18 protein-coding genes are annotated in these 22,967 nt (G+C 59.4%); 12 read left to right on the top strand and 6 right to left on the bottom strand.

All coding sequences use genetic code 11. The features are described 5' to 3' along the window. Positions 1–3: 3 nt before the first annotated feature. Positions 4–1,170 carry an A/G-specific adenine glycosylase gene (gene mutY / locus AVI_RS04350; RefSeq protein ID WP_015915203.1) on the bottom strand — a complete coding sequence of 389 codons (1,167 nt, stop codon included), beginning with the start codon at positions 1,168–1,170 and terminating at the stop codon, positions 4–6. Positions 1,171–1,242: 72 nt separating this feature from the next. Here mutY and AVI_RS04355 point away from each other — a divergent pair, with 72 nt between their 5' ends. The 6 genes from AVI_RS04355 (at position 1,243) to mhpT (ending at position 8,872) form a co-directional block, all read left to right on the top strand. Then, the gene (locus tag AVI_RS04355) at positions 1,243–1,791 is read left to right on the top strand and encodes a DUF721 domain-containing protein (RefSeq protein WP_015915202.1); all 549 of its coding nucleotides are present in this window, start codon (positions 1,243–1,245) and stop codon (positions 1,789–1,791) included. A 198-nt stretch (positions 1,792–1,989) separates the two neighbouring features. Further along, positions 1,990–2,673 carry a DsbA family protein gene (locus AVI_RS04360; RefSeq protein WP_015915204.1) on the top strand — a complete coding sequence of 228 codons (684 nt, stop codon included), beginning with the start codon at positions 1,990–1,992 and terminating at the stop codon, positions 2,671–2,673. A gap of 333 nt (positions 2,674–3,006) precedes the next feature. Beyond that, a complete protein-coding gene (locus tag AVI_RS04365; RefSeq protein ID WP_015915205.1) occupies positions 3,007–6,468 on the top strand; it encodes an AAA family ATPase in 3,462 nt (1,153 codons plus the stop codon). Between the two features lie 66 nt (positions 6,469–6,534). Further along, entirely contained in the window at positions 6,535–6,831 is a 297-nt protein-coding gene (locus tag AVI_RS04370; protein WP_234895239.1) for a hypothetical protein, read from the top strand. Between the two features lie 87 nt (positions 6,832–6,918). Further along, positions 6,919–7,335, top strand: a complete 417-nt coding sequence (locus AVI_RS04375) for an Ivy family c-type lysozyme inhibitor (protein WP_015915207.1) — start codon at positions 6,919–6,921, stop codon at positions 7,333–7,335. A 286-nt stretch (positions 7,336–7,621) separates the two neighbouring features. After that, positions 7,622–8,872 carry a 3-(3-hydroxy-phenyl)propionate transporter MhpT gene (mhpT, locus tag AVI_RS04380; protein WP_139192420.1) on the top strand — a complete coding sequence of 417 codons (1,251 nt, stop codon included), beginning with the start codon at positions 7,622–7,624 and terminating at the stop codon, positions 8,870–8,872. A gap of 51 nt (positions 8,873–8,923) precedes the next feature. On the opposite strand, the gene AVI_RS04385 is transcribed toward mhpT, so the two are convergent. Continuing rightward, positions 8,924–9,481 (bottom strand): SH3 domain-containing protein, encoded by a 558-nt coding sequence (locus tag AVI_RS04385; RefSeq protein ID WP_041697624.1) that lies wholly within the window; start codon positions 9,479–9,481, stop codon positions 8,924–8,926. A 179-nt stretch (positions 9,482–9,660) separates the two neighbouring features. Further along, positions 9,661–10,164 (bottom strand): invasion associated locus B family protein, encoded by a 504-nt coding sequence (locus tag AVI_RS04390; protein ID WP_015915210.1) that lies wholly within the window; start codon positions 10,162–10,164, stop codon positions 9,661–9,663. A gap of 534 nt (positions 10,165–10,698) precedes the next feature. Here AVI_RS04390 and ppdK point away from each other — a divergent pair. The 3 genes from ppdK (at position 10,699) to AVI_RS28965 (ending at position 16,141) form a co-directional block, all read left to right on the top strand. Then, entirely contained in the window at positions 10,699–13,383 is a 2,685-nt protein-coding gene (ppdK, locus tag AVI_RS04395; RefSeq protein WP_015915211.1) for a pyruvate, phosphate dikinase, read from the top strand. Positions 13,384–13,548: 165 nt separating this feature from the next. Continuing rightward, a complete protein-coding gene (locus AVI_RS04400; RefSeq protein WP_015915212.1) occupies positions 13,549–15,000 on the top strand; it encodes a pilus assembly protein TadG-related protein in 1,452 nt (483 codons plus the stop codon). Positions 15,001–15,097: 97 nt separating this feature from the next. Further along, positions 15,098–16,141, top strand: coding sequence for an acetyltransferase domain-containing protein (locus AVI_RS28965; protein WP_015915213.1), 1,044 nt, complete (start codon positions 15,098–15,100; stop codon positions 16,139–16,141). A 6-nt stretch (positions 16,142–16,147) separates the two neighbouring features. Here the strand turns inward: AVI_RS28965 and AVI_RS04410 are convergent, their stop codons facing one another. Continuing rightward, positions 16,148–17,098, bottom strand: a complete 951-nt coding sequence (locus AVI_RS04410; RefSeq protein ID WP_139192421.1) for a LysR family transcriptional regulator — start codon at positions 17,096–17,098, stop codon at positions 16,148–16,150. Positions 17,099–17,212: 114 nt separating this feature from the next. Here AVI_RS04410 and AVI_RS04415 point away from each other — a divergent pair, with 114 nt between their 5' ends. Genes AVI_RS04415 through thrH form a run of 3 tightly spaced genes read left to right on the top strand, consistent with a single transcriptional unit; the run spans position 17,213 to position 19,329 of the window. Continuing rightward, positions 17,213–17,971 carry a 2OG-Fe dioxygenase family protein gene (locus AVI_RS04415; protein ID WP_015915215.1) on the top strand — a complete coding sequence of 253 codons (759 nt, stop codon included), beginning with the start codon at positions 17,213–17,215 and terminating at the stop codon, positions 17,969–17,971. Positions 17,972–18,031: 60 nt separating this feature from the next. Beyond that, positions 18,032–18,661: a LysE family translocator gene (locus AVI_RS04420; RefSeq protein WP_015915216.1), complete on the top strand. Its 630-nt coding sequence runs from the start codon at positions 18,032–18,034 to the stop codon at positions 18,659–18,661. Beyond that, positions 18,658–19,329: a bifunctional phosphoserine phosphatase/homoserine phosphotransferase ThrH gene (thrH, locus tag AVI_RS04425; RefSeq protein ID WP_015915217.1), complete on the top strand. Its 672-nt coding sequence runs from the start codon at positions 18,658–18,660 to the stop codon at positions 19,327–19,329. Before AVI_RS04420 ends, thrH begins: the two co-directional genes overlap by 4 nt. A 137-nt stretch (positions 19,330–19,466) precedes the next feature. Here the strand turns inward: thrH and AVI_RS04430 are convergent, their stop codons facing one another. Together AVI_RS04430 and AVI_RS04435 are read right to left on the bottom strand one after the other, a co-directional pair. After that, positions 19,467–20,855 (bottom strand): HlyD family type I secretion periplasmic adaptor subunit, encoded by a 1,389-nt coding sequence (locus AVI_RS04430; protein ID WP_015915218.1) that lies wholly within the window; start codon positions 20,853–20,855, stop codon positions 19,467–19,469. A gap of 10 nt (positions 20,856–20,865) precedes the next feature. Continuing rightward, positions 20,866–22,662: a type I secretion system permease/ATPase gene (locus tag AVI_RS04435; RefSeq protein WP_015915219.1), complete on the bottom strand. Its 1,797-nt coding sequence runs from the start codon at positions 22,660–22,662 to the stop codon at positions 20,866–20,868. Between the last annotated feature and the right edge of the window lie 305 nt (positions 22,663–22,967).

Genomic DNA, 22,967 nt, shown 5'->3' on the forward strand with positions numbered 1-22,967 from the left:
GCTCTATTCCATTTTTCTGGCTGCGAAGGCCTCGGGTATAGCCTGGGTGATCGCCTTTTTCATCACTGTCGGCAAGGCCTGGGCTTCAAGATTGATGAGCGGCTCCCACCATCCGTGATCGGCCCAATGGTAATCGTCGGGCCGTCCCTTGACCGCATCGGCCCGGAAGATCGTCAGACGCAGCTCGAAATGGGTAAACACATGAGTGACGACCCCGCAGGCGCGCCAATTGGCGTCCATCGGCGCGCTGGCCTCGCTGTCGTCGCCGTCGATGCGGGCCGTCCATTCGGTAGTCGGCACTTCCGTCATGCCACCCAGAAGCCCCTTGTCGGCGCGCTTGCGCAACAGGATGCGGTTGCGGTCATCAAGAGCGATGAAGGCGGCACCAAGCCGCACCGGCTTGGTCTTCTTCGCTGCCTTGACCGGAAAATGCTCGGGATCATGGGCTTTCAGCGCCAGACAGTGGGCGTTGAACGGACAGAGCGAACAGGCAGGCCGTTTTGGCGTGCAGATCGTCGCGCCCAGATCCATCATCGCTTGCGCGAAATCGCCGGGCCGCTCAATGGGCGTCAGTGCTGCTACCCGCGCTTTGATCGCCGGTTTGGCCCCTGGCAGCGGATCGGAGATCGCGTATAGCCTTGATATCACCCGCTCGACATTGCCGTCCATCACCGCCGCTTGCCGGTTAAACGCAATGGCGGCAATGGCAGCGGAGGTATAATCGCCAATGCCGGGCAGGGATTGCAGGCCGTCCTGGGTGTCGGGAAAGACACCGCCATGCAGATCGGCGACGGCCTCGGCGCATTTCTTCAGGTTGCGGGCGCGGGCGTAATAGCCAAGGCCTGCCCAGGCCGCCATTACGTCCTCGGTGGGGGCGGCAGCCAGATCGGTGACTTTCGGCCAGCGGGCCAGAAATTTCAGGAAATAGGGTTTGACCGCCTGCACCGTCGTTTGTTGCAGCATCACTTCCGACAGCCAGATGTGATAGGGATCGGGCCTGATACCGCGCGCCGCCATTGGCGGCGAGATCCGCCAGGGCAGGTCACGGTGATGGCGGTCATACCAGGCGAGAAGCTCGTCAGCGCTTAGTCCCTCTTGGTGAGGCCCATCTTGGTGAAGCCCGTCTTCGTGAAGGGTTTGTTCGGCAGGTTTTCGGGTTTTCATGCTCATACTATATATATGGTGACGAATCACGGCGCATATCAAGCGTTCCGGATTGCAATGACGAGGCACCATCCAGCCATGGCCTTCAAAAAACGCGGCGCTGCCCAGATTTCCGAATTGGCCAACGGTATCATCGATCCGGTGATTGCGCGGCGTGCCGGGATTTCGACGGCGCTGCTGTCGTCCTGGGACGAGATTGCCGGGGCCGATTTTGCCGATTGCACACGGCCTGAAAAGATCGTCTGGCCGAGGCGCGACTATGCCGGACAGGATTCGGGCCAGAAATCCGGCCCGAAGTCGAGTGCGCCTGCCGGTCAATCCGGCAGCTATAAGGCGGGCGTCCTGACCATTGCCTGCGAAGGGGCGCGGGCGCTGTTTCTCAACCATGCGCAGGGCGAGTTGATTGCCCGCATCAACGGGTTTTTCGGCTATCCGGCCATCGGGCAGATTCGCATCGTGCAAAAACCGGTGTCGAATACCGCCAAGCACCGGCGCGGGCCGGGCCGTCTGGACGCGGTGCAGGCGAAAAAGCTCTCGGAAATGACTGAGGGGATTGAGAGCGACAAGCTCAAAAAAGCAGTCGAGCGGCTGGGCCGGGCGGTATTGTCGCAAAAAAAGCCGAAATGACAGCTTTGTAATTTGAATTGGCAGGCCAAAACCCTCACATACAGTCTAATCCGTGCTGTGGGGCGGTGGTGTGCCTGTATCGCGACAACTCAGTCTTGCGAGCGATGTCTTGCCAGATGATGTATTGTCAGGGTGTGTGAGACAGGTATAACCGGGCGCAGGTTTACAGCACGATCGTTACTCTATGCGGGTGAAATAATGTCGAATTCAGAACTGACCCTGACCAAGCGCCATCTCCTGGCCGGTATCGCCACGGCGGCCACAGGCCTCGCCGTCTCCGGTATGGTGAGCCCGGCCTTTGCCGCCGCCGAAATGCCCAAGCCCGACAATGATGTCGATATGGCAGAGGTGATGAAACCCGGCCCGCTGCCGGACATGGCACTCGGCAAGCCCGACGCGCCAGTCAAGATCGTTGAATATTTCTCGATGACTTGCCCGCATTGCGCCCATTTCCACGCCACGACCTTCGATACGATCAAGGAAAAATACATCGATACCGGCAAGGTCTATTTCGTGTTCCGCGAGTTTCCTTTCGATCCCGCCGCCACCGCCGCCTTCATGCTGGCGCGTTGTGCCCCGAAGGATCAATATTATCCCTTCATCACCATGTTCCTGAAGCAGCAGCGCTCCTGGGCCGCGCCTGACAACGGCGATGTGCGTGGTGCTATGCTGCAAATGTCGAAAATGGCCGGTTTCACACAGGAAAGCTTCCAGGCTTGCTTGACGAACACCAAGCTTGCCGGTGATGTAACCGCAATGCGGGACCTTGGCGCCAAGCAATTCGGCGTCAACGCAACCCCGACCTTCCTGATCAACGGCAAAAGCTATTCTGGAGATATGTCGGTTGAATCCATGTCGGCGCTCATCGACAGTCTTCTCTGACACTGCGCATCCGATCAAGACGGGCGGTGGCGAAAGCCATGCGCCCGTTTTTTTGTGGTCGGTTTTAGATTTTTGGCGTGATGAGCGTGGGGTCTACCCCCCTCTGTCCTGCCGGACATCTCCCCCTCGCGGGGGGAGATCGGCAAGAGACGCTGCCGTCGTTCCCAGCTATTGTCCGCCCGGATCTGCGCAAGCCCGCCGAAATGAGGGAGCGAGACCCATCATCACCCGATCTCCCCCCTTGAGGGGGAGATGGCTGGCAAGCCAGAGGGGGGTATCCTTGGCCGAAGCGTTTCCTGCATCTCATCAGACCCGTCCCCAAGAGGCCCGCCCATGAAGTTCACCAAGCTTCGGGTCGTCGGCTTCAAATCCTTCGTTGAGCCCACCGAATTCATCATCGAGCGCGGATTAACCGGCGTGGTCGGGCCGAACGGCTGCGGCAAGTCCAATCTGGTCGAGGCGCTGCGCTGGGTGATGGGGGAAAACTCATATAAGAACATGCGCGCTTCCGGCATGGATGACGTGATTTTTTCCGGCTCCGGCAATCGCCCCGCCCGCAATTCGGCGGAGGTTGGGCTTTATCTCGACAATTCCGACCGCACCGCGCCTGCTGCCTTTAACGACAGCGACGAAATTCAGGTCAGCCGCCGTATCGAGCGGGAAAACGGCTCGGTCTATCGCATCAATGGCAAGGAAGCCCGCGCCAAGGATGTGCAATTGCTGTTTGCCGATGCCTCGACTGGGGCGCGCTCGCCGTCGATGGTCGGCCAGGGGCGGATTGGCGAACTCATCCAGGCCAAACCGCAGGCACGCCGACAATTGCTGGAAGAGGCCGCTGGCATTTCCGGACTGCATTCGCGCCGCCATGAGGCGGAACTGCGGTTGCGCGCCGCCGAAACCAATCTGGAGCGGCTGGAGGATATTGTCGCCCAGCTGGAAAGCCAGATCGAGAGCCTGAAGCGCCAGGCCCGGCAGGCCAATCGCTTCAAGATGCTGTCCGCTGATATCCGCGCCCGCGATGCCATGCTGCTGCATATCCGCTGGACGGAAGCGCGGCAGGCCGAGGCTGAGGCGGAAGCCTCGCTCAACGAAACGACCTCGCTGGTGGCCGAACGGGCGCAGGCGCAGATGGAAGCGGCCAAGGCCCAAGCCATTGCCAGCCTGCAATTGCCTGCGTTGCGTGACGAAGAGGTCAAGGCCGCAGCCAGCCTGCAACGCTTGCAGATTGCCCGCAGCCAGCTGGAGGAAGATGCCGGACGGCTGTTCAAGCGCCGCGACGAACTGACCCGCCGGCTGTTGCAGCTTGAAGAGGACATTGCCCGCGAGCAACGGCTGGTCGATGACAATGCCGAAATTCTCGAGCGGCTCGCTGCCGAGGAAGCCGAACTGGAAGACGTGCTGACGGAAAGCGGTCAGGAGGCCGACGATCTGCGCATTGCTTTCGAGGAAGCATCGGCAACCCTTGCTGACAGCGAAGCCCGCTTTTCCGCCGCCACTGCTGACCGCGCCGAGGCGGCAGCCGGGCGCAACCAGCTGGAACGGGCGCTGCGCGACCTCGCCGACAAGCGGCTGCGGCTGGAGCGTCAGGCCGACGAGGCAGGCCGTGAACTGGATGCCGTGGCCGAAAAGCTCTCTGCCCTGCCGGACCCGGAGGAAAAGCGCGAGGCGGTGGAAGCCGGTGAATATGCGGTGGAAGAGGCCGAAAGCACGGTTGCGCAAGCGGAAGAGGCTTTAAGCGCCGCGCGCCTGGCCGAGGCACTGGCCCGTGGCCCGGTGGAAGCCGCCCGCTCTGCATTGGCGGCGCTGGAAACCGAGGCAAAAACCATTGCCAAAATGCTGGCCTCTTCGGCCAGCGCCGGAGAATTTTCGCCGGTGGCCGATGCACTGACGGTGGAGCGCGGTTTTGAAACCGCGCTGGGTGCCGCCCTTGGCGACGATCTGGAAAGCCCGCTCGACGCACAGGCTCCCGCCCATTGGGCCATGCCCGGGCCGGATGGTGATGATCCCGCTTTGCCCGCTGGCATCGTGGCGCTTGCAGCCCATGTTTCCGCGCCGCAAGCGTTGTCCCGTCGCCTGAAACAGATCGGCATCACCGATGCGGATACCGCGCAACGCCTGCAACCGGATCTGAAAACCGGCCAGCGGCTGGTGACGCGCGAAGGGGCCGTCTATCGCTGGGATGGCCATGTCACCGGCTCCGAAGCGCCGAGTGCGGCGGCCCTTCGTCTTGCCCAGAAGAACCGTCTGAAGGCGCTGGAGGAAGAGGTTGACGAGGCCCGCATCGGGCTGGAAGACGCTGAAGAACAATTGACGGCAGCGCGTGAGGCGGTGATGTCGAGCGAAGCGCGTCTTGGCGAAGGGCGTGAGCGCCAAAGGTTGATCCTGCGTCAGCTGTCGGAAGCCCGCGAGGCGTTAAGCGCTGCCGAGCGGGCCAGCGGCGATCTGCTACGCCGCCGCGCTGTGGTGGAAGAGGCGGTCAACGGTCTTCGCGCCCAGATCGAAGAGGCTGAAAGCCTGGCCGAAGAAGCGCAGATTGCCCTTGCCGATCAGGCCGACCTGACGGCGCTGGACGAACAATTGCGGCAATTACAGATGGAGGTTGCCACCGGTCGCGGATTGGTGGCCGAAGCCCGCGCCCGCCATGAAGGGTTTGCCCGTGAAAACGACCAGCGCCAGCGCCGGATCATGGCGATCCGTCAGGAGCGGCAAAGCTGGGCGCAGCGTGCTGCAAGTGCTGCCCAACATATCGCCACGCTGAGGGAGCGCGAGGCGGAAGCCCGCGACGAAATGGCCGAGCTGGACGCTGCCCCCGACGAATTCGACGAAAAGCGCCGCCTGCTGATGAGCGAGCTGGACAAGGCCGAGAGCGCCCGCCGCGCCGCAGCAGACCGGTTGGTGGAAGCCGAAGCTCGCCAGCGTCAGGCCGATCAGGTCGCCGCGAGCGCCTTGTCGGCGCTGGCCGAAGCCCGCGAGCGCCGGGGCCGGGCGGAAGAACGGTTGCTGTCTGGACGCGAGCGGCGCAAGGATGCCGAGGCCCGTATTCAGGAAGCGCTCAATGTTGGCCCGCATGAGGCCTTCCGCCTGACCGGGCTGAAAACCGATGACGCGATCCCTGATCTGCGCGAGGTCGAGCGCGATCTGGACCGCCTGAAAATCGAGCGCGAACGGCTGGGTGCCGTCAACCTGCGCGCCGATGAAGAGCAGAAGGAATTGTCCGACAAGCTCGCCGCCCTGATCAAGGAGCGCGACGACGTGATCGACGCGATCCGCAAGCTGCGGGGCGCGATCCAGAGCCTGAACCGCGAGGGCCGGGAACGGCTGGTGGCGGCTTTCGACGTGGTCAATGCGCAATTCCAGCGGCTGTTCACCCACTTGTTTAACGGCGGCACGGCGGAATTGCAGCTGATCGAAAGCGACGATCCGCTGGATGCCGGCCTCGAAATCCTCGCCCGTCCGCCTGGCAAGAAGCCGCAGACCATGACACTGCTATCGGGCGGCGAGCAGGCTTTGACGGCGATGGCGCTGATTTTCGCGGTCTTCCTCACCAATCCGGCTCCGATCTGCGTGCTTGACGAAGTGGACGCCCCGCTCGACGACCACAATGTCGAGCGCTATTGCAACCTGATGGACGAAATGGCCGCCTCGACCCAGACCCGTTTCGTGATCATCACCCACAACCCGATCACTATGGCCCGCATGAACCGGCTGTTCGGCGTCACCATGGCCGAACAGGGCGTCTCCCAGCTGGTGTCCGTGGACTTGCAGACGGCGGAGCAATTGCGCGAGGCTGTGTGAGGGTTCACAAGGCCGATTGGAATGCTCTACGGGAGCAAGTCCGGCCTAGATACAGAGGAAAGCGTAGTGTACAATTTCAATCAGCTTGAGCGGCGTGCCAAGGACCTCATCAAAGCGGGCCGGAGCGCGGATGCGATCAAGATCTATCTGTTCATGGCCGATGGCGATCAGTCTCTCGATGGTGGATATCTTGGGGAGCGACTCGGGATCTGTTACGAGGCAATCGGCGATCTGCATGCCGCCAAATACTGGTACGGACGAGCGGTCGAAGAAAATCCGGACGTAAGGCTGGCATCTGCTGAAGCTCGTGTGCGGCTTGGCGAGGTCAGCATCCATGACATCGTCGATTTGGCAGGCAAATAGAGCATTGGTCCGAAAGGAACACCGAGGAAGGGACAGTCTGGCTGGTTCACCGTGAACCTGTCGGGCAGGCATAAACAGGAGATTTGCATGCCCCGTTGGATACTGCTGCTGACCGCTCTTGCCTGCCTTTTTGCGATTCCGGCAGCAGCTGAAAATCTTTCCGGCAATTTCCTTGCGCAGACCGTGAAAACCTCCAAGCCGCATCGCGATGCGCTGACGGGGCTGGTGCGCGGGCGGCAGGGCATTCCGCTCTGGGTGCTGAACATGGTCCGCAAGGATGATTATATCGGGCTGGCTTCGGTCGAAATGCCTGTTGACGCCAAGCCCATGCAATTATTCTACGCCTGCCAACCAAAACGATGCGAGCAAAGCGCCGTTCGTGTGCTGTTTTCCGCCGATGGCAAGCATGCGGTGATGCGTATTCAGGACCAGGCGGAAGGCGAGATCTTCCTCGGTACGCCAAGCGAGGCGGAAAAGACTGCATTGGCGCGCGCTCCCGGCTGATACTCTGAGAAATAGCGATTTTAAATCATGCTGCCTGCAACGGATGAAAAATCGCAATCCTTTGTATTGAAATAGAAAATAGAGGTTTTCCTTTTTGCGGAGGTATTTTCTCCTCGCTGGCAAGCCACGATTGCTAAATGCCAATTCCAATAGTATGCTCAACATACTTTACAGCATCTTGCCGCGCCTATGGCGTGGTCATGATCGCTGTAGGATTATCCAAAAGGTCTGACCGTAAGCGAGGAGGCGAGCGGTTGAGCCGTTATCGGCATCAATGGGAGGCATTATGCTGTCGACAACATCGCGACCGGGCTCGTCCCGGATCATTTTTCTGGTTTTTCTGGCGGCGATGATTGAAGGTTTCGACCTTCAGGCTGCGGGCGTGGCGGCGCCGAAATTGGCGCCGGTCTTCGGGCTGACACCCGCCCAGATGGGGCTGTTCTTTTCTTCTGCCACCTTCGGCCTGATCTTTGGCGCCGTTTCCGGCGGCATGATCTCCGACCGGTTCGGACGCCGCTTGGGTCTTAGCCTGGCGCTTTTCATCTTCGGGATCTTCTCGCTCGCCACGGCAGCAGTCACATCCGTGGAAGGGCTGATCGCCATGCGTTTCCTCACCGGCGTCGGCCTGGGCGGGGCGTTGCCGAACCTGGTGGCCATAGCTGTCGAATCGACCACGCCGGAGCGCCGCGGCCGGGCGGTGTCAATCATGTATGCTGGTATTCCGTTTGGTGGGGCGATTGCCAGCGTGGTGGCCATGGCTGGCCTGCATGACGACTGGCGCACCATTTTCATTGCCGGCGGTATCATGCCGATGCTGCTCGTGCTGCCGCTGTTTATGATGCTGCCGCAGCTCAAGGTCGAAAAGTCAGAAAAGACCAAGAAGGAGGGTGCTTGGCGTCAGGTGTTCTCCCCCGATACGGCGCTGCGCAGCATCCTGCTCTGGACGGGTTTCTTCTTTGGCATCATGGTGCTCTATCTGCTTCTCAACTGGTTGCCGACCCTTCTGGTGACGCGCGGGCTGGATCGCCAGCAGGCCGGTCTCATCCAGGTGATCTTCAATATCGCCGGGGCCGTGGGTGGCTTGACGGGTGGATGGTTCCTTGATGGGAAGCGCAAGGTTCTCAACGGTTCGCTCTGCTTCCTTCTTTTGGTGGTCTCTCTTGTGCTGCTGGGACTGGCACCGGCCAATTTTGCCGCCAATGCCATTGCCGGTGCGTTGATCGGGGTGAGCGTCATGGCGGCCCAGTCACTGCTCTACGGCATTGCGCCGCAATGCTACGCGCCCGATGTTCGTGGCACCGGCGTGGGACTTGCCGTCGCGGTCGGACGCTTCGGTTCGGTGGTCGGGCCGCTGTTTGCCGGTGGTTTGATTGCTGCTGGACGCTCGCCGACCGAGGTGTTGATGGCGATCGTGCCGGTGGCTGTTATCGCTGGTATCGCAACCGTTCTGCTGTTGTCACGGCTGCGCGACCTGCCGCAGGATAGCACTGCGAAGGGTGTGCCAGGCCATGCAACGCCCTCCATGGTCAAGCCTTGACCGTCTGCGGATCTTGCTTGGGAAGCCGTCCGGCATTCTGGTTGTAAAACCTCAATTGCCGATGGTTTCTCCGGGATAAACGCCCCAGACCAGGCCCTGCCGGACAAAGCCGGAAGGGCCACCTCGTTCTACCGAGACGGAACACCAATGCCCATCGCAGCCGCCGATTTTCAGCCGTACCCGTGGCTGGAGTTGGGCGGTGATGGCAGCCGTGGCAAGGGGGCGGGTGCGCAGCATGACGAGATCGCCTTTTGAGCCGCGCCAGGGGGCGACAAGGCCGGTGCGCGCGCCGCTGAGCATGACAGCCGACATCCAGCCGCTGGTGCCGTCGCTGTCGCGAACCTGCCGCCAATTGTCATATTCCTCGATGATTTCCACCGGTAGCCCCCGTGCCTCGTAGATAAAGCGGACCGGGTAATCGGTGGAAGGGCCAGCCCGCATCCGCACCCTGTCGGCCTTCAACGAGGCAAATCGCGGTAGCGGATAGCCGGTGACGCGACCCGTCTGCCGCAGCATCGGCATGGCCGCAGCCGTGCCGGGCGCAAGCAGGCTTGCCGCCCCGATCAACGGGGTCAGCAACAGGGTGGCCAGCAGGGCGCGGCGGTTCACACGGGGAGCCACTGAACATGACGGACCGTATTCCCTTTTCAAATGTCTCAAGGCCTCGATACATTTGAGATCGTCGAAATCTGTTGAAAACGAGAATGCGTCGTCATCTTGGAGCCTGTATGTGAAACCGCCTTTGGCAGTCAGGGGGCGTTTCTCAGGCATTGTCGGTTTTGGACATGTCAGCGGCAGGCCTGGGCCTGTTTCAGCGCCGCCGAAACGCCCTGGAGCGAATAGGTATAGGTGGTGTGGGTGCCGCGCTTCGAGGTGGTTTTCACGGTCATCCGGCGACCTTGCTTCATGGCGGCAATCACCTTGGCGTCCTCTGCTTCCAGCCGGGTCCAGCCGACATTGGCTTTCGGCACCATCTGGAACGTCTTGTCATCGACGTTCACATCGATGGTCGAGCCCTGAGCGACGTTGTAGCCCATGACGGCCTGGGGGTAATAATTGACGCCGCCGGTCTTTTTCGGGGCGATCAGGAAGAAATTCTTGCCATGGTCGATGCCCACAGGATCTTCCTTTGAAGGCACGGACAGCACATAGCAAACGGTCTTGCCGCCATCCTTGTAGGAAAACAGCCCCCAGTGATCGAACTGCTTGACCATCCGAGGGGCTGCCGATGCAAAGCTCGCCGAAAACCCAAGAATGGCAAGCATTAATGCAACGGTTTGTAGTGATGACATATCTGGCAATCTCCTTTGGTTGAGTGGGTCGCGGTTCGTTCTCTACCCCAATCCGCCAGCCATGAGGTTACCGAGACGTTAATTTCTCTTCACAATTGGTTGAGCCAATTTGCGACATTCCGTCGCAAATTCGTGAAATATCAATGGATTGACCAAGAAAATTACCATCGAAACAGATGTAGGCCGCGTTCCGGTATCAGCCATCGCTCAATACCGCGTCGAGCCTCGACACACGGATCTTTCGCGCGGGATGCCGCAATTATGCTGCAATGCGGGATACGATTGATATTATGAGATTTTCAACGGATCACGAATGCGCTAAGTCTTTTGAGGGATACAAGCATCGGACCGAAAAGTGGAAACCGGTTTTCGGATCATCCGATGCGGAGATAAAAAGCATCGGACCGAAAAGTGGAAACCGGTTTTCGGATCATCCGATGCGGAGATAAAAAGCATCGGACCGAAAAGTGGAAACCGGTTTTCGGATCATCCGATGCGAAAACAAGAACAGTCGGGCGGAGAAAGAAAACGACCATGGGGAAGTGGGTCTACAGCTTCGGCGGCGGCAAGGCTGAGGGCGGTGCTGGCGATGTTGAACATTTGGGTGGTAAAGGTGCCAATCTCGCTGAAATGGCGGGCCTTGGCCTGCCCGTGCCGCCGGGTCTGACGATTGTCACGGATGCGTGCACGCATTTCTACGCCCATGGTCGCAGTCTGGCCGACGACATGAAGGCAGAGGTGCTGGCCGGTATCGACCTGATCGAAGCCGAGACCGGACGCACGTTCGGCAACGCCAAAAATCCCCTGCTTCTGTCGGTGCGCTCGGGTGCGCGCACCTCCATGCCGGGCATGATGGATACGGTGCTCAATCTCGGCCTGAACGATGAGACGGTGGTCGGTCTTGCCCATCGCGCCGGAGACGCTCGCTTTGCCTGGGACAGTTACCGCCGCTTCATTCAGATGTATGGCGATGTCGTTCTGGGGCTGGATCATGAAGTGTTCGAGGAAATCCTTGAGCATGAGAAGGGCCGGTTTGGCCATGAACTCGACACCGAACTGAGCGCCGATGAATGGCAGCATGTGACTGACCTCTACAAGCAATTGATCGAGGATGAGCTGGGCGAACCCTTTCCGCAGGACCCTGAGGTTCAGCTCTGGGGGGCGGTGGCCGCGGTGTTTGCCAGCTGGATGAACGCCCGCGCCATCACCTATCGGCAGTTGCACAATATTCCCGGCCATTGGGGCACGGCGGTCAATATCCAGGCCATGGTGTTTGGCAATCTCGGCTCCAGTTCGGCCACAGGGGTGGCATTTACCCGCAACCCGTCGACGGGCGAAAACCAGCTTTACGGCGAGTTTCTGGTCAATGCCCAGGGTGAGGACGTGGTAGCGGGTATCCGCACCCCGCAATCCCTGAGTGAGCGGGCGCGGCTGGAAAGCGGTTCCGACAAGCCGTCGATGGAAAAGCTGATGCCCAAGGCCTTTGCCGAGTTTACGGCGGTCTGCGCGCAGCTTGAAACCCATTACCGCGACATGCAGGATGTGGAATTCACCATTGAGCGCGGCAAGCTGTGGATGTTGCAGACCCGCTCCGGCAAGCGCACCACCAAGGCGGCCATGAAGATCGCTGTCGATATGGTGGCGGAAGGGCTGATCGATGAGGACGAGGCGGTGTCGCGCATCGAGCCGGCGTCGCTGGACCAGCTTTTGCATCCCACCATCGATCCGCGCGTGGCGCGGGATGTGATCGGCTCCGGCCTGCCAGCGTCTCCGGGCGCGGCTACCGGCGAGATCGTCTTTACCGCCGAAGACGCGGTCAGTGCCAAGGAAGAAGGCCGCAAGGTTATTCTGGTGCGCATGGAAACCAGCCCGGAAGACATTCACGGCATGCATGCCGCCGAAGCCATCCTGACCACCCGTGGTGGCATGACCAGCCATGCGGCGGTGGTGGCGCGCGGCATGGGCATTCCCTGCGTGGCCGGTGCCGGCAGCATGCGGGTCGATATCCGCAATGGCGTGCTGCTGGGCGTCGGCGTCAAGCTGAAGAAGGGTGATATCATCACCATAGATGGTTCATCCGGCCAGGTTTTGCAGGGTGCCGTGCCGATGCTGCAACCGGAATTGTCGGGGGATTTTGCCCAGCTGATGCAATGGGCGGACCGCACGCGTCGCATGACGGTGCGCACCAATGCCGACACGCCGGGCGATGCGCGGGCCGCCCGCTCTTTCGGCGCTGAGGGTATCGGACTTTGCCGCACCGAACATATGTTTTTCGAAGGTGAGCGCATCCATGTGATGCGCGAAATGATTCTCGCTGAAAACGAAGCGGGTCGCCGGGCTGCCCTCGACAAGCTGTTGCCAATGCAGCGCTCGGACTTTACCGAGCTGTTCACCATCATGCATGGCCTGCCGGTGACGATCCGCCTGCTCGATCCGCCGCTGCACGAATTCCTGCCGAAGACGGCCAAGGAAATTACCGAGGTGGCCGTGGCGATGGGCATGGAGCCGCGCGCTCTGGCGCAGCGAGTCGAGGCTTTGCACGAGTTCAACCCCATGCTCGGCCATCGCGGCTGCCGGTTGGCGATTTCCTATCCTGAAATTGCCGAGATGCAGGCGCGGGCGATTTTCGAAGCCGCCGTTGCCGCAGGCCTTGAGACCGGTGCACCGGTCGTACCTGAGATCATGGTGCCGCTGGTCGGGCTGCGCTCCGAGCTGGATTATGTGAAGGGCGTGATCGACCGGATTGCCTCTGAAGTGATGCGGGAAGGCAAGCTGGAAATCTCCTATCTGGTCGGCACGATGATCGAGCTGCCGCGTGCCGCCATCCGCGCCCATGTGATTGCCGAGGCCGCCGAATTTTTCTCCTTCGGCACCAACGACCTGACCCAGACGACGTTCGGCATGTCACGCGACGACGCAGCCGCCTTCCTTCCGACCTATCAGCGCAAGGGGATTATCGAGCGCGATCCATTCATCTCGCTGGATTTCGACGGGGTCGGCGAGTTGATCCGCATGGCCGCCGAGCGCGGTCGCCAGACCCGTCCCGATATGAAGCTCGGTATTTGCGGCGAACATGGCGGCGACCCGGCCTCGATCCATTTCTGCGAGGATGTCGGGCTGGATTATGTCTCCTGCTCACCCTTCCGGGTGCCGATTGCCCGGCTGTCCGCCGCCCAGGCAAGTATCAAGCAAAGGCGCCTCATGGCGAAGGAAGTTTGAAGCCACCTAATGTTTATTCGCCGTTTCGGCACAAAATGCCCTGTTCAGTTGCATTTTATCAATTGAATTTCGGCTTTGTTTCAAATGGTTTTATAAAACAGCAACCCAACAAGGATTGAAGAACAGGACTGGTGTCCCGGACGCTTCAGCACATGGTTGGGTAAAATGCGCTTTAAAGACCTGCTTTCAAAATTCATCGCTGATGACAATGGCAATTTTGCCATCATGTCGGCCATTCTGCTGATGCCGTTGCTTTTGGCCGTCGGTGCGGCGGTGGACTACAGTTCAGCGCGGGATCATCGCAACGATATTCAGGTAACCGCCGATTCGGCTATCCTGGCTGCGGCGTCGAGCTATTCCTCGTCTTCCGGCGTTGATTCCCTGGCAGCTGGGATCGACAGCTATCTTGATTCCAAATTGACGGATCAGGGTTCCAATGACGTCGATACCGCCGCAGTGCCCAAGCGGTTAAGTGGGCCGACCTTGTCGGCGGATGGCAAGGAAATCTGCATTGTCGTTGGCGAAGGCGTTCCGACCAGTTTCATGCAACTGGCCGGGGTCAAGACCGTAGACGTCTCCGCCAAATCCTGTGCAGCGCTGCCGGGCAATATTGATCTCGAAGTGTCCCTGGTGCTCGACGTCTCCAGCTCGATGATCGAGGAAGGTCGTTTTGTGCCGATGCAGACGGCAGTGAAGAGCTTTTTGACCTCTTTTGCCAATGATGCCACGGTTGCCAAACGCAGCAAGATTGCCATCGCGCCGTTTTCCAGCCGTTTCAACATTGGCCTCACCCATAAGGACTGGTTGAAGGCTTATGGTGGCAATGATGCCGTTCCTAGCCGTTGGACCGATCCCAAGTCCTATTATAAGGACTCGAAATATAGTTTCAGCCAGTGGATCGATAATGTCACGACGCTGGCCTATACCTCCAGTAATTATTACTGGATTGGCTGCGTCGAGCCGCGCGCCGACGTGGAAATGAAGGATAATGGTGCCATCGGTACCTACGGCCTGAGCGATGCGCCACCCAGCACCGAGGCTTTCGTGGCGCAGGATTACAACACCGGCTCTTCCACCAGCTTCTGCCCGCCGCCCATCGTTCCCCTGACATCGAGCTTTAGTACGTTGCAAAGCGCTATCGCGGACATGACATCAGAAGGCTCCACCCGGCTCGATGCCGGGATGCTGGCGGGCTGGTATACGCTGTCGCCCAAATGGCGTTCGGCATGGGGTGGTGGGACCGCGCCCGCCGACTATTCCGAGAAGGTCAAGAAGGTCATTGTTTTCATGACCGATGGTGAGATGAATGTGAAATTTGGTTCCACGGACCCTGCCAAGAGCAGTACCGAAAAGCTGGACTGGATTTGTGATAAAAACCGCACAAAATCCTGCAATGACACTGCCACCAATGCGCTTCTGACAACTTGCGACTCGATCAAATCCAACAATATCGAGATTTACGCGATTTCCTATAGTTCGGAAGCCGATGTCCAGAATTTGCAGACCTGTTCCAGCGGCACCAAATATTACTTCAGCGCCTCCACCACCAATATCAAGGATGTCTATACGGCGATCTCCAAGAACATTATCGGCAGTACGGTGCGGCTGACGCAGTGAACAGGACGGCGACAGACGGGATGAATAGCAGTACGGGTGACAAATTGCCTTGATTATGAGATAGGCCGGGTCGTCACACTCGCAAAGGCCAGGCTCGATGAACGACACGCACCGGACATCCTCCACGGCGCCCACCTCCCGCAAACGCCGTCAGAAGGGCCGCGACACCCCGCCGCCCGGCTTACAATCTGGCAAGCAGCAGCGCGAGGGGCAGGGCAAGGCCGTTCCTGCGGCTGCGTCCGGTAATGACAAATGGGCGCAGGCCCGCCGCGTTATGAAGACGGATCGTTTTCGCGCCAGTGCGCTTCTGGCCGGTTTCGGCCTGTTTCTGTTGGCCGTGTCGCAAAGCCTGCCGCATGATTATGGTTTCACCGAGCTTGGCGCGCTGTTCACCTTCTCGGTGTATGACCTGGTTCTGGCCATGCTAGGCATCGCGGTCGCCTGTGCGATGATGCCCAGCGCCCGACAATTCGCCATTACCATCGGCGTGTTTCTCGGCGTCTTATCGGTCATGCTGCTATTTTTCGACCCGATTTTCGTCGCCATCCGCGAAAGCGCGCTGGGGCAGGTGCTTTACCTGATCGCGCCGCTGGCCGTCGCCATCACCGGTGCCAGTCTCTGGCTTTCGGGGCGCTGGCGGGATCGGGCCATGCTGGCATCCGCTGCTGTTGTCGGTTTTTCCTTCTCGTTGTTTCTTGGCCTGGACGATTTCGGCGTCGGCATTCCGTCTTTTGCGATTGCCTCTGTGCTTTCGGCCCTGTGGATCATTCTCACCCCGGCCTTTCTGCTACGCTGCTTCAAGGGCCCCTGGCTGAACATTCCCTCGCGTATCCTCGGCAGCTGGCTACTGGTCATTGCCATTATCGTCACCGTCTCGCTCTATGTGCCGCTGCCAATCAAGACCCAGCCGCCCGTCGATCTCGGCCAGCCGGACCTGTCAATCGATGGCGAGGACCCCGGTACAGCTCCGACCGACCCCTCTGCCTTGCAGGACCCCTCTGCCTTGCAAGATAAGGGCGCCTACGGCTCGATGAATTCCAACGGCACGCAGGTGCCTGATTTCCTGGAAGAGGAGCCAAAGCCCGACCCCAATGCCCCCTCCGTGTTCGAGGGGTTGAAAACGCCAAAGATTGGTGGATGAGAATGCTTATGGCAGATGCCTTGTTTCTGCGGTCGGGCGCGCAGTGGATGCCTGCGCCAGATGGGCTCGCATGCGTTGCGACAGCCAGTCGGTGAATACCAGCCGTCGTTCATCGGCGGCAAAATCGCTATTGGAGACGGCGAGATAATGGGTGCCATCCTGATGAAACGCACCGAGTGCGGCCAGTCGTCCGGCTGCCATATCCGTCGTCACCATATGGATCGATGCCAGCGCGACACCCTGGCCAGCCATCGCCGCCTCGAGGGCCAGATAGAAATGCTCGTAAAAAATGTCCGAGTTGAACTTGCGGGTTCCCGGCTGGGTCTTGCGCCAGTTCAGCCAGGCATCGGGACGCGAGCGGGTATGCAGGGCCGGTACGCTGGGGCGAGGTACGTTGTTGAGATCAGCCGCCACCTGCGGCGTGCAAACCATTCCCATCGCTTCCGGCGCCAGTTCCCTCACATGCAGGCGGGGGTCGATGGCAAAATCGTTGCGCCGCACGGCAAGGTCGACGTGATCGCGGCGAAAATCGATTTTCCCGCCTGCGGCGAGAACCTTGACATCCAGACCGGTCCTTTCTTTCAGATCACCAAGGTTTGGTATGAGGAATTTCAGGCAGAGCGTCGGTTCGCAGGAGACGATCAGGGGTTGCGCATAGGCATTGCTGCGAAAATCCGTTACGACATTTTCCAGATCCTGGAACACGGAGGCAAGCCTGGCCGCCAGTTGACGACCGCGCTCCGTCAGGAAGACCGCCCGGTTGCGACGCAGGAACAGCGGCTCGCCCAGACTTTCCTCCAGATTTTTGACCTGCTTGCTGATCGCCCCGTGTGTGACGTGCAATTCCTGGGCCGCCAACACAAAACTTTCATACCGTGCTGCCACCGAAAAGGCCTTCAAAGCCCCCAATTGTGGCAGGCGCGCCATCCTGGATCGGAATTCGGAACTGTCGGTCATATGTGTGAATTTACCTCACGCTTTTGCTCGAAAATATATCGGTTTTCACGAAACACAACATATGATTGATAATCGGTGTCGGCGGGTTACGCCGATTAAATCGGAGCCATTTTAATGCAAGGCAATATTTCAGTTTTAAAGCACAGCGATCCGGCCAATGTGACCAATATCGATGTCTGCCAACAGTTGCATGACTTCGATTTTGTGTTTCTTGAAGGCAACAATTTTCTCGATGTCATTCATCAAAGCCATTTTAGCAGCCAGGACATTGCTGATTTTCAGGCGTCCTGGGATGATCTTAAGCCGGATACCTATATGGCCGACGGTGGCAAATATCGCCTTCGCCGGCACGCAACCCTGACGGGCGCGCCCAAGGGCGGGCCCGTCACTCTCGAAAAGCATCAGCCGCATTTCCAGACGACATCCTACAACCCTCTGAATGGCGGCATTGAGCGCCATTTCGAGCCGGTATTGGCATCGACCATTGAAAATCCGGTGATGCAGGCGATTTTCTCTTTTGCATCCAGCACATTTGGCGCTCTTTCGCCGTTTTCGACCTGGCACATGGAGTTGCATCAGTTCCGCATTGAGGCTGTGCAGACCGGTGGAAAGCCAACACCTGAAGGCGTTCACCGCGACGGTGTGGATTTCGTGCTGATGGTTCTCATCAATCGGCAGAATATTGTTGGTGGCGAAACCTCCATCCTGGATCGGGACGGCGTCAAGCTGGCGGAATTTACGCTGACGGACCCCTTCGATGCTGCAATTGTCAATGATGAACGCGTTGCCCATGGCGTAACGCCGATCACCAAGCTCGATCCCGACCAGCAGGGCCTGCGCGATGTTCTGGTCCTGACCTTCCGCCGCAAATAAATGCAGATGTCAGCCGCGCGGAACCGCGCGGCTGTTGTCGGATCCGGAGCCCACATATTTATGGAACAAATACTTCTGATTGCTTCGATAACCTGGCTGGCCGTTCTCAGCCCCGGCGCGGATTTTGCCATGGTGTCGCGCAATAGTTTTCTCTATGGCCGCAAATCCGGGCTGGCGGCCTCGATGGGCATTGCCATCGCCTGCTGGTTTCATGTGATCTATGCCATGTTCGGCATTGCGATCATCCAGCATATTTTCCCCAATATTCTGGATATCATCAAATTCGTCGGCGCGGCCTATCTGGTCTATGCGGGCCTGGCCACGGCCTTCAGCAAGATACGCGATGTCGAAGGCAGTCTGGTTCCCAGCGACAGATCCATGGGCCGGGAAATGATGACGGGTATTCTGACCAATGGTCTCAATCCGAAGACGTCGATTTTCGTGATCAGTCTCTACACGCAATTCATCGGCAAGGACACGCCGCTGTCCCACCAATTGCTTTGGGGCCTGTTCATCTCCCTGTCGCATTTGCTGTGGTTCGCATCCGTTTCGACCTTTCTGTCCAACCCGGCCATTCGAACCGTTGTGCTGCGTCGCCAGCGCCTGTTCAATATCCTGATCGGGGTCGTGCTCGCCTCGCTGGGGGCCATTCTGTTCACCGCGGGCACTTTGGGGAGTGGCGCGCAATGACCGCATCCATCTGTTCCTTCATCGATCTCGAAGGCGTTCTCGTTCCGGAAATGTGGCCGCATATCGCCAAGTCGTTCGGAATTCCCGAACTCCAGGCGACCACGCGGGAAATTCCCGATTACCGTCAATTGCTGGATCAGCGGATAAAACACCTGTCCGATCACCACGTTACCCTGGCCGAAATCTGCGCCAGTGTCGCGGAACTCGATCTGTTCAATGGGGCGGTGGAATTCCTCGCAGCGCTCAAGCTGCGTGGGCGTGTGGTGATCGTCTCGGATTCCTTCAGCCCGATGAACCGGCATTTTATCGAGCAGATCGCTGCTGATCAGGTCCTCTGTCACAGTTTTCAGACCAATGACGAGGATATCGTCACCGGCTTCGACTTCTGGAATGGGCTGGCTGGAAAACATCTCTGTTTCGACGCCGTCGATACCGAGGGCTGCGCCCATTTTGCAATGGGCGACGCGTTGAACGACATTTCAATGATCCGTGCGGCGACCTATGGCGTGCTGTTTCAGCCCTCGATGGCGACGCTGCTGGCCGCGCCGGATCTGCGGGCTACATCATCCTATAGTGAAGTCCTCGATATCCTCGATGAAGCCATTTATATCAATAGCAGATCGGCCTCAAAGAGGGCCACGACTTTCCTGGGGAGCGCTTTCGGCTGACAGCATATACGACCACGTATCATGCTAGAGTTTCCTTACAGCACCGTGCGTTTTATAAAACGCACGGTGCTGTAACGTTTTAAATCTGCTGCATAATTCCTTAAATCGACTCCGATTTAAGGAATTATGCATCAGCGTCACCGCTCCCGGAATGCCTTGTTGAAATAACTGGCCAGCGGTTTTGTGAGATAGGTGAAGGGTGAGCGTTCCGTGGTCTGGATAAAGGTTTCAACCGGCATCCCCGGCAGGACCTGGACATCGCCCAGCCGGGCAATTTCCTGTTCATCGGGCTTTATCTTCGCCTTATAGAAGCTGTTTCCAGTCTTTTCATCATTGAACACGTCGGCGGAGACCTCAATCACCGTGCCGTGGATATCCGGCGTCTGGCGGCGGTCGAAAGCGGCAAACACCAGATCGGCCTTCTGGCCGACATGCACCTGATCGATTTCATTGGGCGGCAAATTGGTGGTGATCACCAGCCCGACATTCTGCGGTATGATATAGAGGATCGGTTCTGCCGCTTTGACCACGGTGCGCAACGCATGCACGGTCAGGCCGAACACCACGCCGCCGGTTGGCGCGGTCACTTCGGTGCGGCCAAGGGTTTCCAGGGAGGAGACCCGTTTCTGACGCAATTCGGCAATCTGCGCTTCGGCATTGCGCAGATCGGTGATCGATTGTTCACGCAGTTCGCCACTAACATTCAGAATAGCGATTTCGATCTCGGCGATTTTGGCGCGACTTTCGGCAATGCTGGCCATGGACGAGGCGATCTCGCCGTCTGCCTCGACCTCGGACCGTTGCAGCGTCATGACCTTACTGGTCTGGGTCAGGCCGTCGCGCAGCAATTTCTGCTGCACGGCCAGTTCCTCGCTGATCAACTGCCTTTGCTGGCGCAGCGCATTGAGCTTGGCGTTTAGGCCCTCGATTTGCTGGGCGGTCTGGTGCTTGCGCTCCTGCAATTGCCCGACCTGTTTGTCACGGTTTTCCTGTCGCGCCTGCAACAGGTTGCGCTGGCCCTCGATAATCTCGCGCACATGGCTGTCGGTCTTTGCCCGTTCGACAAGTTCGGGGTCGAAGCTGATCTCGCTCTTGCCATCCTGTTCGGCGGTCAGCCGCCCGGCATTGCCGAGCAGCGAAAACAACTGGTTTTCAATAATCGTCAGCTCGGATTGGTCGAGCTTTTCATCCATTCTGAGCAGAACCTGGCCGGGCTGGACGACATCGCCCTCCTTGACCAGCAAGTCCTGCACGATGCCACCGGCCTGGTGCTGGACCACCTGACGGTTGGTTTCCACCTCCACCGTGCCGCTGCCGACCACGGCGCCCTGGATGGTGGTCAGTGCGCTCCAGGCACCCAGCCCCAACACTAAGACCGCCAGCGCGCCATAGCCGAGTGCCGTGTGACCTTGGGCCTGCCAGACGTGGCTTTCAGGGGTGGACGACACCCGGTTTGGCACAGGGGATGCGGGCAGGCTTGCCGGGGAAGAGGAGGCTGACGCCGATGTCTGGGAAAACAGGCTCATCGTCTCTCTCCTATGGCTTGCGCGGGGCGCCGGGTACGAAACCGGTCATGGTGGTTTCCTGTTTGGCATTCCCCCATGACGTATTTGTCTTCGTACCCACCACTTGCTGGGCATTGCGCAGATGGGCGCGCAGCACCTCGTCGCGCGGGCCAAAAGCGGTGCGGGCGCCATGGTCCATGATCAGCACCAGGTCGCATTCCTCAATCGCCGCCGGGCGATGCGCCATGATCACGGCAGCGCCGCCACTGGCCTTGAGGGCGCGGATGGCCATGTTCAGCGCCACGGAGCCTTCGGCATCCAGATTGGAATTCGGCTCGTCCAGAATGAGCAGGACCGGATCGCCGTAGAGCGCGCGGGCAAGGCCGATGCGCTGCTTCTGCCCACCGGAAAGCCGCTGGCCGGTGGCGGGCAGGGGGGTGTCGTAACCCTGTGGCAGTTTCAGGATCATCTCATGGGCCGCAGCCTTGCGGGCGGCGGCAATCACCTTGTCCGGGTCGGGATCGGCGGTGAGGCGGGCGATGTTTTCGGCAATCGTCCCTTCAAACAGCACCACGTCCTGCGGCAGATAGCCGACATGGTCGGCCAGCCCGTCTGGGCCGTATTGGTCCAGAGCGGCGCCGTCCAGCCGGATCTTGCCCGCCATCGGCTGCCAGACACCGGTCAGCAGCCGGGCAAGGGTCGATTTGCCGGAACCACTGGGGCCGATCACGCCCAGCGCATGGCCAGGGCCAAGCTCGAAACTCATCATCCGCAGCGTCGCCACGCTTTCGCCGGGCGGTACGGCGGTAACCTGCTGAACCTGCAAAATGGCACGGGGCCTCGGCAGGGTGGTGCGGCTGTCTTCCTCGGGAATCTGCTCCAGCAGGGTTGAGAGATTGCGCCAGCCTTCCTGCGCCCGCTGCATTAGTCCCCATTGGGAAATGGCCGTCTCAATCGGTGCCAGCGCCCGGCCGATCAGGATTGATCCGGCAATCATCGCGCCAGCCTTGATTTCGCCGCGCAGCACCAGCCAGGCACCCAGCGCCAGAATGGCCGATTGCAGGAAGATCCGGAAGGTTTTGGACACGGCTGTGTAAAAGCCATTGGCATCCGAATAGGCAATGCTGGCGGCGAGCGCCGTGTGGCGCGTCGCCTGCCAGCGGGTCGCCGCACTCTTGCGCATGCCCAAGGCCTTGACCGTTTCGGCGTCACGAGCCAGCGCCATGGTCATCTCGTCGCTGATCCGGCTGGCATCCGCAGCTTTTGCCTGGATGCGCTTGGTGCCGCGCTGGTTCAGCAGTGTCAGCGCGATCAGCACCAGCCCACCCGCCAGCGCCAGATAGCCCATCCAGGGATGGAAAACGAAGATCACGAACAGGAAAACCGGCGTCCATGGAATGTCAAAAACCGCAAAAATCGCCGAGGACGCCAGCATTTTTTGCAGGGCGTCCAGATCGCGCATGCCGCGTGGACCGGCAACGCCCTTCGATGCCAGTGCGGATCGATCGAGCAGGGCACGAAACACCCTGATGTCGAATTCGCTCTGGAGCCGTGCCCCGATCCGGGCGGCGATGCGTGACCGGACGTGGTCGAGAATGCCCATGATCGCATAGAGCAGAATGACCAGCAGAAACAGGACCAGAAGCGTCGCCTCAGAGCGCGCCGCCAGCACCCGGTCATAGACCTGAAGCATGAACAAGGGTCCGGTCAGGACCAGAAGGTTGACGAAGAAACTGAACAGGGCAATGGACAGGAAGCCCGCCTTGCTGCGCGCCAGGGCTGCCTGTAACTCCTCGACGCCGCCGCGCGTGGTCTTACTCCGGCTCATGAATAGTTCTTGATCATTGAAAACCCCTGAATCGGAGCCCGACAGAATAGCCACCCCTGGCTGAGACCTGTCCGGCCTCTTTACCGACCCCCTTAAATGGGAGTGGTTTTAGAAATAATGCAGAAAAAACATATTATTATGACGACAGTTGGTAACCCTTCTGAGGTCACGGTCTGCAACTCAGCCTTTTAGGTCTTTATGGCAATCTTCTCGTTAAGGTACAATTCCCTCCACCATGCAGGATTTAAAAAAATCCTGCATATTACAATTTTTTCGGCCAGTCCCGGATACAGGAACTTCGGGCC

Origin of the sequence: Allorhizobium ampelinum S4, assembly GCF_000016285.1 — a bacterium.
Classification (GTDB): domain Bacteria; phylum Pseudomonadota; class Alphaproteobacteria; order Rhizobiales; family Rhizobiaceae; genus Allorhizobium; species Allorhizobium ampelinum.